The organism is Sphingomonas sp. S1-29, assembly GCF_026167545.1.
Lineage (GTDB): Bacteria > Pseudomonadota > Alphaproteobacteria > Sphingomonadales > Sphingomonadaceae > Sphingomonas.
Genome location: NZ_CP110678.1, coordinates 702214 through 717573 on the forward strand (window position 1 = coordinate 702214; position 15360 = coordinate 717573).

12 protein-coding genes are annotated in these 15360 nt (G+C 65.8%); 4 read left to right on the plus strand and 8 right to left on the minus strand.

The window, feature by feature from the left end; genetic code table 11:
* Window positions 1-98: 98 nt before the first annotated feature.
* Together OKW76_RS03290 and OKW76_RS03295 are read right to left on the minus strand one after the other, a co-directional pair.
* Window positions 99-3104: a TonB-dependent receptor gene (locus OKW76_RS03290; protein ID WP_265551106.1), complete on the minus strand. Its 3006-nt coding sequence runs from the start codon at window positions 3102-3104 to the stop codon at window positions 99-101.
* Between the two features lie 43 nt (window positions 3105-3147).
* Window positions 3148-4140, minus strand: coding sequence for a LacI family DNA-binding transcriptional regulator (locus tag OKW76_RS03295; RefSeq protein ID WP_265551108.1), 993 nt, complete (start codon window positions 4138-4140; stop codon window positions 3148-3150).
* Window positions 4141-4316: 176 nt separating this feature from the next.
* On the opposite strand from OKW76_RS03295, the gene OKW76_RS03300 reads away from it, so the two are divergent.
* Window positions 4317-6605: a glycoside hydrolase family 3 N-terminal domain-containing protein gene (locus OKW76_RS03300; RefSeq protein WP_265551109.1), complete on the plus strand. Its 2289-nt coding sequence runs from the start codon at window positions 4317-4319 to the stop codon at window positions 6603-6605.
* Here OKW76_RS03300 and OKW76_RS03305 read toward each other — a convergent pair.
* The 6 genes from OKW76_RS03305 to OKW76_RS03330 all read right to left on the minus strand — a co-directional run bounded on the left by OKW76_RS03305 (window position 6592) and on the right by OKW76_RS03330 (window position 12485).
* Entirely contained in the window at window positions 6592-7938 is a 1347-nt protein-coding gene (locus OKW76_RS03305) for an MFS transporter (protein ID WP_265551111.1), read from the minus strand. The two genes, OKW76_RS03300 and OKW76_RS03305, sit on opposite strands and share 14 nt — an antisense overlap.
* Window positions 7939-8050: 112 nt before the next feature.
* Window positions 8051-8908 (minus strand): DUF4886 domain-containing protein, encoded by an 858-nt coding sequence (locus OKW76_RS03310; RefSeq protein ID WP_265551112.1) that lies wholly within the window; start codon window positions 8906-8908, stop codon window positions 8051-8053.
* 115 nt (window positions 8909-9023) lie between these two features.
* Complete coding sequence (locus OKW76_RS03315) at window positions 9024-9800, minus strand: class I SAM-dependent methyltransferase (protein ID WP_265551114.1); 777 nt, start codon at window positions 9798-9800, stop codon at window positions 9024-9026.
* Between the two features lie 78 nt (window positions 9801-9878).
* Window positions 9879-10649 (minus strand): SDR family NAD(P)-dependent oxidoreductase, encoded by a 771-nt coding sequence (locus OKW76_RS03320; protein ID WP_265551116.1) that lies wholly within the window; start codon window positions 10647-10649, stop codon window positions 9879-9881.
* 4 nt (window positions 10650-10653) lie between these two features.
* Entirely contained in the window at window positions 10654-11838 is a 1185-nt protein-coding gene (locus tag OKW76_RS03325; RefSeq protein ID WP_265551118.1) for a zinc-dependent alcohol dehydrogenase, read from the minus strand.
* Window positions 11838-12485, minus strand: coding sequence for an SRPBCC family protein (locus OKW76_RS03330; RefSeq protein ID WP_265551120.1), 648 nt, complete (start codon window positions 12483-12485; stop codon window positions 11838-11840). The genes OKW76_RS03325 and OKW76_RS03330 overlap by 1 nt, the downstream gene beginning before the upstream one ends.
* Before the next feature lie 152 nt (window positions 12486-12637).
* Between OKW76_RS03330 and OKW76_RS03335 the strand changes: the two genes are divergently transcribed.
* The 3 genes from OKW76_RS03335 (at window position 12638) to OKW76_RS03345 (ending at window position 15351) form a co-directional block, all read left to right on the plus strand.
* Entirely contained in the window at window positions 12638-12922 is a 285-nt protein-coding gene (locus OKW76_RS03335; protein WP_265551122.1) for a UvrB/UvrC motif-containing protein, read from the plus strand.
* A gap of 333 nt (window positions 12923-13255) precedes the next feature.
* Window positions 13256-14788, plus strand: a complete 1533-nt coding sequence (locus OKW76_RS03340; protein WP_265551124.1) for a flavin monoamine oxidase family protein — start codon at window positions 13256-13258, stop codon at window positions 14786-14788.
* Window positions 14785-15351, plus strand: coding sequence for a GNAT family N-acetyltransferase (locus OKW76_RS03345; protein WP_265551126.1), 567 nt, complete (start codon window positions 14785-14787; stop codon window positions 15349-15351). Before OKW76_RS03340 ends, OKW76_RS03345 begins: the two co-directional genes overlap by 4 nt.
* Window positions 15352-15360: the final 9 nt, after the last annotated feature.

Below are 15360 nucleotides of genomic sequence, written 5' to 3' on the forward strand. Positions count from 1 at the left end.
GGCGTTTGTTCAGCAAATGCAGCTCCCAGGGTTACGCTAAGATACAAAAGCCCGGGACAGGCAGTAGGGGGGCACGGCCCGTCCCGGCAGGTAACGGATTAGAAGCGATAGCCGACGCGGAACTGGATGCGCCGCGGCAGCGTGAGCAGGTTGAAGCCGATATCGGCGGGGTTGAGCGGATCCTGCAGCTCGCCGGTATTGGGGTTGATGTTGCGGTTGATCCCCTCGTCGAAGCCCGAGAAGTTGTTGTTGTTGAAAGCGTTCAACAGGTCGACGGCAAGCTCGAGCTCGTCGCCGCCGAAGATCGGGATCTTGTTCGACAGCGTCAGGTTGACTTCGCAGAAGGCGAAGACGCCAGCGATGCAGTTCTTTTCGGGATAGCCGGCGAAGAAGGTGCGCTGGCCGGGTTCGGTCCCTTCGGTGACGTCGGTGATGTTATACGCCTGGCCACTGCCGAAGGTGTTGAGCATCGATCCCTGGAAGCCGAACGGCAGATCGACGATGCCCGACACGACCAGGCGATGCCGCTCGTCGCCGCCGGCAGTGCGCCAGCCATAATCGTCGGGGGTCAACTCATCGAGGCTGAAGGCCCCGTTGCCGTTCAGCTCGGACTTGCTGAGCGTGTAGGCGATATTGAGGCCCCAACCCGAGCTGCGCGTGTAATTCTTGTCGATCGTCAGGAACATCGCCTTGTAGCGGGTGTCGAGCCCGTCAAAGCCGATCAGGACGTTCGAATAGCCATTGGCCACCGCGGGTGCGGTGTTGCAGCAGGTGCCAAGACCATTGTTGTTCCGCGTGGCGAACAGGTTGGTATAGCCATTGCGACCGCGCTGATACGACCCCGACAGCGAGACCTGGAACGGCCCTACCTTCTGGCGGACGCCCAGGCTGAACTGGTCGTTGACCGGCGGTTGCGCGTCGTTCTTGACCGCGAACAATTCGGGCAGGCCGGTTTCGGGGCGGGTCGAGATCAGACCGATCAGACCATCGCGGGTCAGGTAGGAATCGTTCCACTGGACCGTCGGCAGGCCGCGGCGCGGCTGGCCATCGGGCGAGAAGCGGAACACACCGATCGGGTTGATCGTCCGCGACAGCTCGTCGACGGTATTGTTGAAGCTGTTGCGGTCATAATAGCGCCCGGCACCGCCGAAGATGACGGTGTTTTCGGTACCGAACAGGTCGTAGGAGAAGCCGAACCGCGGCGCGATTGCACCGGCGAACGGCTTCCGGTTGGTGCCGGTGCTGATGTAGTTGTCGGGATCGAAATACGACGTCGCAGGAAGCGCGCGCAGCGCTGCGACCGCCGCGGGCGGGGTCACATAGTCATTGTTGAAGCCGTTGGTTTCATAGTCCCAGCGCACACCCAGGTTCAGCTGGAGCCGATCGGTGACGTCCCAATCGTCCTGCAGATACAGGCCGACCTGCGTGTTCGAGCTGTAGATTCGACCATTACCGAGGCCGAGCCGCGCTTCCGAAGGGAAAGCGAATGTCAGGTCGTCGGCCGGGTTGTTGGGCGTACCGGCATCGTCGGCGCGGTTGAAGGTGTAGCGCGGCTGGATGAACGAGTTGTTGGCGAACTCGATATCGGTGACCTCGACGCGCGCGCCGAACTTGATCGCGTGGCCGGTCAGCCCGGTATAGGTGATGTCGTCGCGCAGCGTGTAGCCCTGCTGTAGCTCGCGCCGGGTAGAATCCTTGCCGCCATATACGATCACGCCAGCATAATCGAAGGTGGGCAAACCTGGATTGATCGAGGTCGGGTTGAACTCGTAGTTCAGATAGTTCGCGTTGAATTCATTGATGAAGTCATCGCCATTATAGGTCCATTTGAACAGATAGGTATCGACCAGGTTGATCTTGTTCTCGGCATTCTCGAACGACGTGTTGCCGCCGAAGCCCTGGATGTCAGTTTCCTCGCGACGGCTGAACGACAGATCGAAGATCTGGTTGTCGTCGGGCGTCAGCGTCAGCTTGCCGAAGTAGAAATCGCCGCGGAACGGGCTGACGAACGCGCCTTCGAACTCGGACAGGCTGCGGCCCGAAAACTGCTCGAACTCCTGGATCGCTGCGGGCGCGCCGGTGCTGTTGACGTTGAACGCGCGATCCTGGTCGTTGCCTTCATAGGCCGCGAAGAAGAACAATTTGTCCTTGATGATCGGGCCGCCCAGCGAGATGCCATATTGCTTGCGCTCGAACGCCGGCTTGGGGTTGCCATTCTGGACGTCGAGGAAGCCGATCTCGGTGAGCGAACGATCGGTATATTGGCCGAAGACCTCACCCTTGAACTCGTTGGTGCCCGATTTGGTCACCGAGGTGATGATCGCCGATCCGGCCTGCTCATATTCGGCCTTGTAGTTCTGCGTCAGGACGCGGAATTCCTGGACCGCGAGCTGGCCGAAGGGATTGCCGCGGCTGTTCTGCTGGCCGGCGACGCCGCCTTCGCGGGTCTTGTTCTTCAGGCTGACGCCGTCGATGAAGACGTTGACCTGGCTCGCGGGCGACGCGCCCGACTGGAAGCCCTTGTCGGTTTCGCTGTCGTTGAAGCGGACGCCGGGGGCGAGCGCAGCGAACGACAGGAAGTTGCGGTCGGTCTGCGGCAGGATACGGATCTGCGCCTGCGACACGTTGGTGGCTACTTCGCTGGTGCGCGTTTCGGAGAGCGCCGAACCGGTGACGACGATATCGCCTTCCTGTGCGGTCTGGTCGCCGCCGACGCTGATGTCGCCTTCGGCCGGGGCTTCGCCATCGGCCGCCGCGGCGCCGAGCTGCGCGTCGAGCGTCGCCGACTGGCCGATCGCGACCGTCACCAGGCGTTCGAAGGTGCTGCCGTCGCTACCCGCGATCGTCACGCGATATTCGCCGGTGCGCACGCCGTTGAGGATATACGCGCCGTTCGCCGCGGTGGTCGCGGTGCGGGTGATGTTGTTTGCGGTCGCCACCGCGGTGACGGTTGCGCCGGCAACGGGCGCGCCCGACGCGTCGGTCACGGTGCCGCGGATGCTCGCGGTCGTTGTCTGCGCGGCGGCGGGGGCCGCCATAACGACGGTACCGCCGAGCGCGGTTGCGCTGGCGAGGAAAAGTCGGAATGCCTGTGTCGTCTTCATGATATCGTTCCCTGCTGACCCCCCTGTTTCCGGGGGTTTTTGGTTAATTGTGAATCGCGGTGGTCATGCGAACGACCAGCTGCGGCATGGTCTGTTCGATCTGGGTATCGGTGCCGCCGCCGATCATGTCGGTCAGTCTTGCAACCGCGCGCATCCCGAGCGCTGCGATGTCGATGCGCATCGTGGTGAGCGACGGCGTTACGAAGCGGGCGAGCGGAATATCATCGAACCCGGCGATCGCGATCCGCCCGGGAACGTCGATGCCCGCGTCGCGCAGCGCCATCAGCGCGCCGATCGCCATCATGTCGTTGCCCGCGAAGATCGCATCGACCGGGACGGCGTCGGCGAGCAGCGCCCGCGCGGCACGCTCGCCCGATTCCTCCTGGAAATCACCTTCGACGATGCGGGGCTCGAGCCCTGCGCGTTCGATCGCGGCGACATAGCCGCGCCGGCGCTCGTCGGCATCGATGTTGCCCGCAGGGCCGGCGATGTGGACGATGGCGCGGCGGCCGCTCGCCACCAGATGCTCGACCATCACCGCGGCACCGCCGGCATTGTCGACGTGCAACTCGGCGCGCTGCTGGTGATGCGGCGCGCAGTTCACCAGCACCGCTGGAACGCTGGGGGGCAGGTGCGCGAACAGTTCGTCGGCATCGACATGCGGCGCCATCACCACCATCCCGTCGACGCGCCCGCGCATCGCCTTGAGCGCAACGATGCCCGAATCGGCATCGGCGTGCATGTTGGTGAGCAATAGCTGGAGCCCGCGTGCGGAGGCTTCGCGGTCCATGCCGCGCAGGATTTCGGAGAAGAACTCGCCGTGCAGGTCGGGCAGCACGACGCCGATCGACCCGGTGCGCGACAGGCTGAGGTTGCGCGCGCCGGCATGCGGCACATAGCCCAGCCGGGCGGCGACCGCCTCGACCCGCTGGCGCAATTCGGGGCGGACATTGTCGTGGCCGTTGAGCACGCGCGAAACCGAGGCGACCGAAACCGCCGCTTCACGCGCAACATCACGGATGGTGGCATTCGCCATCGTTTCAGACCGGATCCTCAACAGGGTCATCTTCTCGCGGACATTGCCGGTAAGCACGTTGGCCTACCGATCACCCTTGATGTAACCGGTTACATCAATCTACAACGCGCATCAACACGATTGATTACGTCACTGCGCTAGCGCGGCGACAGCACGACGCAGAGAGGATCATCCCGATGAAAACGCCCGCAATTTCGAGACGCGCCATGTTGCTTGGCGCCGGCGCCGTGACCGCTTGGGCAGCCTCTCCAGCGCGTGCATTGCTGGCGCAAGCCGCCAAAAACGCGCTTCCGGCGAGCGTCGAGTCGCTGCTGTCGCAGATGACCGTGGTCGAAAAAGCAGGCCAGCTGACGCTCAACGCCGCTGCCTGGGCAGGCAGCGCGGCGACCGCGCTCAACCCCGCCGGCGCGCAGACCAATTTCGAAGGGCAGCTCGCCGAAGTTCGCCAAGGCAGGCTCGGGGGCGTGTTCAACGGCAATGGTGCCGAAATGGCGCGACAGATGCAGCTGGTGGCGATGCGCGAGGCACGGCTGAAGCTGCCTTTGGTGTTCGCCGCCGACGTCATCCACGGTTTTCGCACCGTGTTCCCGATGCCGCTGGCCGAGGCGGGCAGCTTCGATGCCGATCTCGCCGAGCGCACCGCGCGGGTCGCGGCGGTCGAGGCGACCGCCGCCGGGATCGACTGGAACTTCGCGCCGATGGTCGATGTCGCGCGCGACGCGCGCTGGGGTCGCGGGATCGAGGGCGCGGGCGAGGACGTGCTGCTCGGGCGGATCATGGCCGAGGCGCGGGTGCGCGGCTTTCAGGGGCGCAAGGGGCTGAAAGCGACCGATGCGATGGTCGCCTGCGCCAAGCATTTCGCCGCCTATGGCGCGGCCGAAGGCGGGCTCGACTACAACACCGTCGACGTCTCCGAACGCACGTTGCGCGACATTTATTTCCCGCCCTTCCAGGCGGCGTTCGCGGCGGGTGCGGGCACGACGATGGCGGCGTTCAACGAATTGTCGGGCGTCCCCGCGACGGCCAATCACTGGCTGCTCACCGATGTGCTCCGCACCGAATGGGGCTTCGATGGCGTCGTGGTGTCGGACTATACCGGCGACATGGAGCTGATCGCGCACGGCTTTGCCGCCGACGAGCGCGAGGCGACCAAGCTCGCCTTCCTCGCGGGCGTCGACATGTGCATGCAGTCAAGCTTCTATATCAACCACTTACCCGACCTGGTCGCCAAGGGCGACGTGCCGATGGCGCGGCTCGACGAAGCGGTGCGGCGCGTGCTGGCGATGAAGGTGATGCTCGGGCTGTTCGACGATCCCTTCCGCCGGATCGACGTGCGGCGCGAACGCACACGCATCGGCACGCCGGCGCACCGCAAGGTGGCGCGCGAGGCGGGGGCCAAGTCGATCGTGCTGCTCAAGAACGAGGGCGACCTGCTCCCCCTGCCCCGCAGCGGCAAGCGGATCGCGCTGATCGGCCCGTTCGTGCAAGGCAAGCGCGAGCTGATCGGGCCGTGGAACGTCTATGGCACCGATGCCGATGCGGTCGATCTGCTCACCGGCGTGCGCGCCGCGCTGGCCGACGCAGCGATGGTGACCGCGACCGATGGCTCGGGGATCCTCGAGCCGCTGCCCGGCGGGATCGAGGCTGCGGTCGCGGCGGCGCGCGCGGCGGACATCGTCGTGCTTGCGGTGGGCGAAGCACAGAACATGTCGGGCGAGGCGCAATCGCGCACCGACATCACCATCCCCGCGCCGCAAATGGCACTCGCCGAAGCCATCGCGGCGGTGGGCAAGCCGATGGTGGTGCTGCTGCGCCACGGTCGCGCATTGGCGCTCGAAGGCGCGGTGAAGGACGCGCCGGCGATCCTGGCGACGTGGTTCCTGGGATCGGAATCGGGTCCGGCGACCGCCGACATCCTGTTCGGCGCGGTCGCACCCTCGGCACGGTTGCCGGTGAGTTTTCCGCACAGCAGCGGCCAGGCACCCTATTATTACGCGCACAAAAATACCGGGCGCCCCAACCCGCCGGGGGATCGCGTCGCGTTCAAGGCGCGCTACATGGACGTGCCGGGCGGCGCGCTCTACCCGTTCGGGCATGGGCTTACCTATGGCCGGATCGCCTATTCGGCGCTCGATACCGGCGACGGCGTGCTGGCGGCTGGGGGCAAGCTGACCGTCCGCGCGGTGGTGACCAACAGCGGCGCGCGCGATGCCGAAGAAGTGGTCCAGCTCTATGTTCAGGACGTGACCGCCAGCATCACGCAGCCGGTCCGCGAGTTGAAGGCGTTCCGCAAGGTGCGCATCGCGGCAGGCGCCAGCGAAACGGTCGAATTCACGCTGGCACGCGCCGACCTGACCTTCATCGGACAGGATCTGAAACCCACGGTCGAACCGGGCAAATTCCGCCTGTGGATCGCCCCTTCCGCCGAGGCCGAAGGCGTGAGCGGCGAGTTTACCCTGGCCTAGCCGGGCGGCCCGCCGCCAGTTCCTCGATGATCGCGGCATGCCGCCCGCGCGGCAGCGGGTTGGCGAGCATCGCCGCGATCGACAGGACCAGCCCGGCGGCGGGGGCGGCGATCATCAGCCAGCGTATCCCCTCGCGCGCAGCCGCGTCAGGGGCCACGCTGCCGTCATAGCCGAGCAGCGTATAAACCCCGCCGAGCAGCATCGCCGCAGCGGCAAGCGCGAGCTTTTGCAACAGCGCCGAAACGCCGAACGCGGTCGCCTCAACTCGAAGCCCGCCGCGCACCTCGCCATAATCGACGGTGTCGGGAAGCATCGCCCAGCCGGCAAGGCCAAGCCCAGTAAGCACCATCTGCATCGCGATCAGAAAAGGCCTGGCCAGCCAGATCGCCTGTGGCCCGGCAACCGCAAAGATCGCCAGCGCCGCCAGCCCCAGCGTCGCCGCGATGATCCAGGCGGCGCGCGCGCCGATCCGCACGGTGATCGCGGTCCAGATTGGTACCGCCAGCACCCCTGCGGCGGCCATCGCGGCAAAGGTGGCGGGGCCGCCCGCCGGGTCACCAGCGACGTGGCGGAAATAATAGAGCACCGACTGGTTGAGGATCGCGCCTGCGATTGCCGCAGCGACCATCGCGATGCCCAGCGTCACGAACGCCCGGTTGCGCGCGAGCGCGGCAAGGTTGCACGTCACCGACGCCTGGTTGGTCGCCGGCGCGATCCGCGTCGCCTGCCGGGTCGCGATACCGACGATCAGCAGCAACGGGGTGGCGACCGCGGCGAACAAGGCGGCGACCAGCGCATAGCCCCCCGCCCCGGTGCGCGCGAGCAGCCACGGCGTGCCCAGCGCGACGACCGCCGCCGCCGCCGCACCGAACAACAGCCGGAACCCGGCGATCAACGTCCGGTCGCGGCTGTCATCGCTCACCCGCGTGCTCCACGCGGCATAGGGCACGTTGGTGACGGCATAGAGCGTGCGGAACGCAAGCTGCGCGCCGATCGACAGCGCCACCAATGGCGCGCCATCGAACGGCGGCAGCAAATAGAGCAGCGGAAACGACAGCCCGAGCGGCACCGCGCCGAGCGCGACGAAGCGCCGATAGCCGCCGCGAGCGCGTTCGGCGGCGATCCCGACGATCAGGTCGGCCACCCCGTCCCAGATCGCCCCCGCCATATACACCAGCCCCGCGGTCGCCGGGGGGAGTCCTAGCGTGTCGGTGTAGAAGAACAGCAGGTAGAGCGTAACGCTCTGCCAATAGAGGTTGAAGGCGAAATCGCCCGAGCCGAACAGCAGCAGCCGGGGGATGCCGGGGCGAAGGGGAGCGGCAACAGCGGTCATCGTGATGCGCGCCCGTCCAACCGTTCATTTCGAGCAAAGTCGAGAAATCGGGATGCCCATGCTCGCGGCGGTTTCTCGACTTCGCTCGAAACGAACGGAGTTGGTGCGAAGGTCAGCCCCCGCATCCGCCGTCGGACTTGAGCGCCTCCGCCGCGACCGCCTGCAGCGCGCCGGCCTGTTCGGGCGTGATGCCCAGTTCACGCGCCGCGCGTTCGTCGCGGCCCAGCGAGCGCGGATCGTGGCGGGTGATCTGGCCGAACAGCACCAATGCCTCGAGATAATAGCCGTACGTGCTGCCGTGATATTGATCGGCTGCCCACAGCCCGACTTTGCCCGCATCGATCCCATCATAGGGATCGGCATCGGCAATCCCGGCGCGGATCGCGCAGGTGAAGGCCTGGCCTACCGGTGCGACGTCGGCGATTTCGCGGGTCGCCGCCTGCGCCCGATCGGCAGCGGCGCGGACGTCGTTCGCCATCGCGGCAATCGGCTTGCCCGACCAGCGGCTGCCCGGGCGATAGGTAAGATCGGGGCGGCTCCATGTCGCATTCAAGCGCACCGCGACGCGCGGGTTGCGCTGGCGGAACAGCGCGGTGAGCGCGCGCGAGGCTGCGATGTAGCGCGTGGCATCGCCGGGCCGCGTCGCGTCGAGCGTGCTGTATTCCTGCAGCACGACATGGTCCCAGCGGCGATCGATCGCTTGGCGGCGTTCGGCAAGATGCCAGGCAAGGCTGCGTCCGCCGCCGGTCTCGAGATGAACGTCATAGTCGAGCCCGGCCTGCTCGGCGAAGGTTGCGAACAGCGCAGGGACGCCGCCGACGCCCTCCTGGTTGAGGTCGGTGACGCTGTCGGGGCGGTAGCGATGGACCGGCGATTCGGCGCCATAAGTAAAGCTGTTGCCGACGAAGAGGATCGTTTCGGCTTGTGCTGGGGTGGCCAGGACGATCGCGAAGGCTAGCAATGGTTTCATGCGACCACTCTAGAAGCTTGCGAACCCAGCCGTAACCGTTCGTTTCGAGCGAAGTCGAGAAACCTGCCGCGTCGCCCAGTTCGGTTTCTCGACTTCGGTCGAAACGAACGGCGGGTTAGTCGGCCCGCTCGGCCTGCCAGCCGGTCGCGGCGTCGGCTGGTGCAGCGGGATCGGGTTCGATCGTTCGATCGCCGACGATCCCGTGGTACCGACGCTGGCCTTCGGGCGTGGCAATTACAAAGCTGACCCGCGTCCCCCGCAATGCCGCCCGACCGATCGGCGCTCCATCGAGCGTCCCGCTGATCCGCTGGAAACGCTGTTCGAACGCTAGCGTGCCACTGCGTCCGCCCGGCATCATCAGCCGCCACGTCCCGCCGACCGTCGCGGGAACGATCCAGAGATAGAGGTTCTTTTCCTCGACCACCCGATGCCCGTCGGGCGACCATTCGGCCATGTCGAACGCGTGGCTGACCACGCGCGTACCCGGGCGCAATTCGTTGAGCAGCTTGGGGCGAAGCGCGACGTTGACCGTCGGCAGCAGATACAGGGTGACGACGCTGGCATCGCGGATACGTGCTTCGAACAGATCGCCTTGCTCGAAGCGCGTGCGTCCGGGCAGTTCCTCGCCGCGCGCCAGCATTCGCGCGCGGGCAACCAGCGGCGAACTTCGATCGATCCCCAACGCGCTCGCACCCCGGCGCGCGGCGGCGATGACGATCCGCCCGTCGCCCGATCCAAGGTCTATGAGACTATCGTCTGCGCCGACCTCGGCAAGGTCGAGCATGCCTTCGACGATTGGTTGCGGGGTCGGGACATAGGGGACGCTGTCCTGTTGCGCCGCGACAGGCGCAGCCAGGATCGCAGCAAACCCCAAAAACGCAGAACGGATCATCCCCACCCTCAACCTGGTTGCAGTCCCGATCCTGCACCGCCGACGCCGAAGCCGCAATCGCGGCTCGGGCGTCATCGGTTATTCGGGTTCGGCCATCTTGCGATGCTGGCCCGCGAGCACGCTGTCGGGGGTGATATGCGACAGCGCCGCCTGGATCTTGTTCTTGGCGCCCGAGACGACATGCGCCGACCCGTCCATCATCGCCTTCCAGCCATTTTGCGCGGTCTTGGCAGGGTCTTCCTTGCCGTCGTCCTTGCCCACCGGCGTATCCATCATGTTCGCGCGGCGAAAGAATTCGGTGTCGGTCGGCCCGGGCATCAGCACCGTCACCTGGACGCCGGTGCCCTTGAGTTCGTCGCGCAGCGCGTAGGCGAAGCTGTCGAGATACGCCTTGGTGCCGTTATACACCGCCTGGAAGCTGCCGGGGATCAGCCCGGCGATCGATCCGACGATCAGGATTCGCCCTTCGCTCCGTGCAACCATCGCCTGCGCAGTCTTTTGCAGCAGATAGGTGGTCCCGGTGACGTTGGTGTCGATCACGCGCCGCCAATCGGCAGGCGCTTGCTCGACGAACGCATGGCCCAGGCCACGCCCTGCGTTGGCGATGAGGATATCGACCGGCCGACCATTGGTAGCCGCCAGCAGCGCGTCGTTGCCCTCGAAGGTCGCGAGATCGGCTTCGACCGACTCGACGTCGACCCCGCGACCGCGCAATTCGCCCGCCGCGGCATCGATCTGCGGCTCGTCGGCGACGACCAGCAGGTCATACCCTTCGTCGGCCGCGATCTTGGCAAGTTCGAGGCCGATGCCGGTCGATGCGCCGGTGATGACCGCGAGTTTGTTCGCCATGCTTTTAGGCTCCCATGCCAGGCTTGAGGATCACCTTGGTGAACTCGTCCTGCTTCGACTTGAAGTTGCGATAGCCCTCGGCCGCCTGTTCGAGCGGCAGGCGATGCGAGATCAGGAAGGTCGTGTCGATCTTCCCGTCGGTGATCATCCCCAGCAGCAATTCCATATACTTCTGCGTATGCGTCTGGCCGGCCTTCACGCTCAGCCCCTTCTCCATCAATGCGCCGAGCGGGAACTTGTCGGTCATCCCGCCATAGACGCCGGGGATCGAAACGCGCCCGCCCTTGCGCACCGCCAGGATCGCCTGCTTGAGCGCCGAGGCGCGATCGGCACCGATGCCCACCGTCTGTTTGGCGATGTCCATCATATTGTCGAAGCTGAACCCGTGCGATTCCATGCCGACCGCATCGATCACCGCGTCGGGACCGATCCCGCCGGTCATCTCCATCAGCGCTTCGCGGACATTGCTCTCGCGGAAGTTGATCACGTCGCAGCCCAAGCCCTTGGCGAGCTTCAGCCGGTTGGGATAATGATCGATCACGATCACCTTGTGCGCGCCCATCAGCAGCGCGCTTTGCGCCGCGAACAGCCCGACCGGCCCTGCGCCCCACACTGCAACGGTGTCGCCATTGGTGATCTCGGCATTCTCCGCCGCCATCCAGCCGGTGGGCAGGATATCCGACAGGAACAGCACCTTGTCGTCGTCAAGGCTGTCGTCCTCGATTACGATCGGGCCGACATCGCTATAGGGGACGCGGACATATTCGGCCTGGCCGCCGGGATAGCCGCCGGTGAGGTGCGAATAGCCGAACAGCCCGCTCATCGGCGTGCCGTAGAGTTGCTCGGACATGTCGCGCTTTTCGACCGGGTTCGAATTGTCGCACGCGCTGAACTGTTGCTGGCCGCAGAAGAAGCACGAGCCGCACGAGATGGTGAAGGGAACGACGACGCGTTGGCCCTTGCGCAGCGTCGAATGTGGTCCGGTCTCGATCACCCGGCCCATGAATTCATGACCCAGAATGTCGCCCTTCATCACCGCAGGGATGACGCCGTCATACAGATGCAGGTCCGAGCCGCAGATCGCAGTCGAGGTGATCTGGATGATCGCATCGCGGGGATTGACGATCTCGGGGTCGGGATGGGTGTCGACTCGCACGTCCTGCGTGCCGTGGAATGTAAGCGCGCGCATCAGGCGGCCTCCTCGATGTTGAGACGGTTGTCGGACGTGGCGATTTCGCCGGTTTCCATCAGGCTCTTGAAGCGGCGAAGGTCGCGCCGTGCCTGGATGTTGGGTTCGCGCTGGAACAGCTTGGCGACCAGCCGGCCCGCGGTGCCGAACGGCGCCTTGTACGCGACGATCAACGCCACCTGGGTGCCGCGCCCGCCGGGCGCATCGCGGAAGGTCACGCGGCCCTCGGTGTCGATCTCCGACCCTTCGACCGAGCGCCAGGCGATCAACTCGCCCTCGCGCTCCTGCGCGATTTCGCTGTCGACCGTGACGGTGCCGCCGGGCGCCTTGATCGTCCAACGCGACTGCTTGCCGCCGGTCAGCTCGACCGAATCGAGATTTTCCATGAAGGCGGGCAAGTTGGTGAAGTCGCGCCAGAAGGCATAGAGCTCGGCGCGCGACGGCTTCGAGATCGTCACCGTCTTGCCGATCACGGTATAGTCACCGAAGCTGCTGCGGCGCGCGGTGCGACCGGGCGCACTGTCTTCCCCACCATGCGGCGGTTTGCGTGGGCGCGTCGCAGCGACGGCGGCAACCCCCGCCACCGCTAAGAGGCCGAGGCCGGCGGCGATCACCCCGGTCGATGGTGTATCCGAAGGCTTGCGCATCGTTTTTTTCTCCGCTGCGATGGTGGGGGAAAGTTGTAGGGGAAACGTGCCCCGGCCCGGGGAGTTGCCGCGCGCGACAAAGATAGTCGTTACGCAGGATGACGTTGCGCCGATTGGTTGCGTCGTTTCGACCGGTGGAGCGTTACCCTGCGATGGCAGACACAATTGCTTCGATCGAACACCGTATGGCGCAAGCGGCCGAGGCGCTCGACTTCGAGGAAGCGCGCCGACTGCGTGACCAGCTCAACCTGATGCGCGGCGGCGCCGACGCCGATCAGGCGGCTAAAGCCGACACCTCGGGGCTGACCCGCCAGCAACCCGGCGCGATGGGCCTCGGCAGTAGCCGAAGCCGCCCGACCCCGCCCCCCGGATGGAAGCCCCCGCCGCGCCCCGACCCGATGACTAGCGGAAGATCGCAGCGCAAGCGCCCTGAGTGATGCCGCCAGTGTGACCAAATCGTCACATTGCAACGATCGATCGAAAAACTTTGCGTTGCAGCAATTTTCCTTCTTGTCACCGCTCAGAATATACGTTGTCATGCTCCAGTCATGATTTGACGGGTTCCAGACAAGAGCAGGCGCGTCGTGCTTTGCTCATCGGGAGAGTGCATGTCCGATACGTCCAGTCTTGGACGAATCGAAGGCCCCTGAACAACACCACCTGCATCGATTGGATGCGGGATAGCCGGGGGGCATGTCTTGACCATTTCTCGTCGAAGCTTGTTACAGCATATCGGAACCGTCGGCGGTACTGCCGCAGCGGCCAGCGCAATGCAGGTATTGGGATTGTTCGGTAATATCGCCGCTGCCCAGAGCTTGCCGGTGCTGCCCAAGGACTTCGGATCGGGCAAATCGGTCGTCGTGCTTGGCGCCGGGATCGCCGGATTGACCGCTGCCTATGAGCTGGAGCAAGCGGGCTATACCGTCCACCTACTCGAAGCGCGCAGCCGTGTCGGCGGGCGCAGCTGGACTGTCCGCGACGGCGACCGCATCGTGATGAACGGCGAGGCCGACCAGGTCGCACGCTTCTCCGAGGGCGCCTATTTCAACGCCGGACCGGCGCGCATCCCCAGCTTCCACGAGCGGCTGCTCGGCTATTGCGGCAAATTGGGCGTCCCGCTCGAGGTCGAGATTAATTCGAGCCGCGGCGCCTACATCATGGGCGGCGACGGGCGGAAGCAGCGGATGCGCGTCGCGATCAACGACACCCGCGGGCATATCGCCGAACTGCTCACCAAGGCGGTGAATCAGGGCGCGCTCGATCAGTCGCTGACCCCCGAAGACAAGGCGGCGCTGCTGCCGTTCCTCAAGACCTATGGCGATCTCGACGAACAGGGCGGCTTCAAGGGCACGCTGCGCTCGGGGTTCAAGACCTATCCCGATGCCGGGGTGCGATCCTTCGCCGCCCCGCCCGAGGCGGTGCCGCTGCGCGACCTGCTCGCCAACGAACAGCTCCCCGCGACGTTGTTCGAGGACAATGTCTATATGCAGGCGACGATGTTCCAGCCGGTGGGCGGGATGGATTGGATCGCTGCGGGTTTCCAGCGCGCGCTCAAGCGCCCGGTGATCCTCAACGCCGACGTCCAGCGCGTCCGCAACGGCGATCGCAAGGTCGAGGTGGCGTTCAAGGATACGCGCACCGGCGCGATGCGCTCGCTCTCGGCCGATTACATGGTCTGCACCATTCCCTTCCCCGTGCTGGCGAAGGTCGATTGCGACTTCGCCCCGCCGGTCGCGCAGGCGATCAAGAACGTCGTCTATGATCATTCGAACAAGGTGGCGTTCGACGCGCCGCGCTTCTGGGAAAAGGAGCAGATTTTCGGCGGGATCAGCTTCGTCGGCGGCGATACGTCGCTGGTCTGGTATCCCAGCGCCGGCTTGTTCAGCCCGCGCGGGATGCTGCTCGCCTGCTATTCGTCGGGCGAGCGCGCCGCGCGCTTCGCCCAGCTGCCGATCGCCGAACAGGTCGAGCGCGCGCGCGCGGTGGTCGAGAAGCTGCATCCGGGGCATGGCGGCGAATGCGCCAACGGCGTCGCGGTCAATTGGAACAAGATCCCCTACAGCCTGGGGCCGTGGCCAAACTGGTATGCCGGCATGGCCGGGCGGCAGGAAGGGATGATCGACACCGATCCGTACCGCCTGCTCAACCAGCCCGCGGGCCGCGTGATCTTCGCCGGCGCCGCACTCAGCCAGACGCCGGGGTGGCAGGAGGGCGCGATCCAGTCGGCGCACGGCGCGGTCGCAGACCTGGCGAACCTCCAGCGCGCCGACGCGGTGACCCAGCCGACGCGCATCGCAGCGTGACGACCGCCATCTTGTCGCGCCCGTCCGACGCGATCAGCATCAGGCGAGCGACGCCCGCCGACGTGCCCGCGATGGCGGCGCTGATCGAGGCATCGGCGCGCGCGCTCGGCAGCGGCTATTATGACGACCGCGCGCTGACGGCGGCGATCGACGGGGTATTCGGGGTCGACAGCATGCTGGTAGCTGATGGCACCTATTTCGTCGCCGAGATCGATGGCGCGATGGCGGGCTGTGGCGGCTGGAGCCGGCGCGGCACATTGTTCGGCAGCGACCGCTTCATCGGGCGCGCCGATGATCTGCTCGATCCGGCAACCAGCCCGGCAAGGATCCGCGCGATGTTCGTAGCCCCTGCCTTCGCCCGCCGCGGCGTCGGCAGCGCGATCCTGCGCGCCGGCCAGGACGCGGCGCGCGCCGCGGGCTTCACCGCGGTCGAGCTTATGGCGACGCTCTCAGGCGTAGATTTCTATCGCGAGCGCGGCTTCGTCGCCGCGCCCGAAACCTTCGTGGCGGTGGGTGACGCCACCGTCGTGTTCATACCCATGCACAAGCATCTGTCGGCGTAACCCAGAACA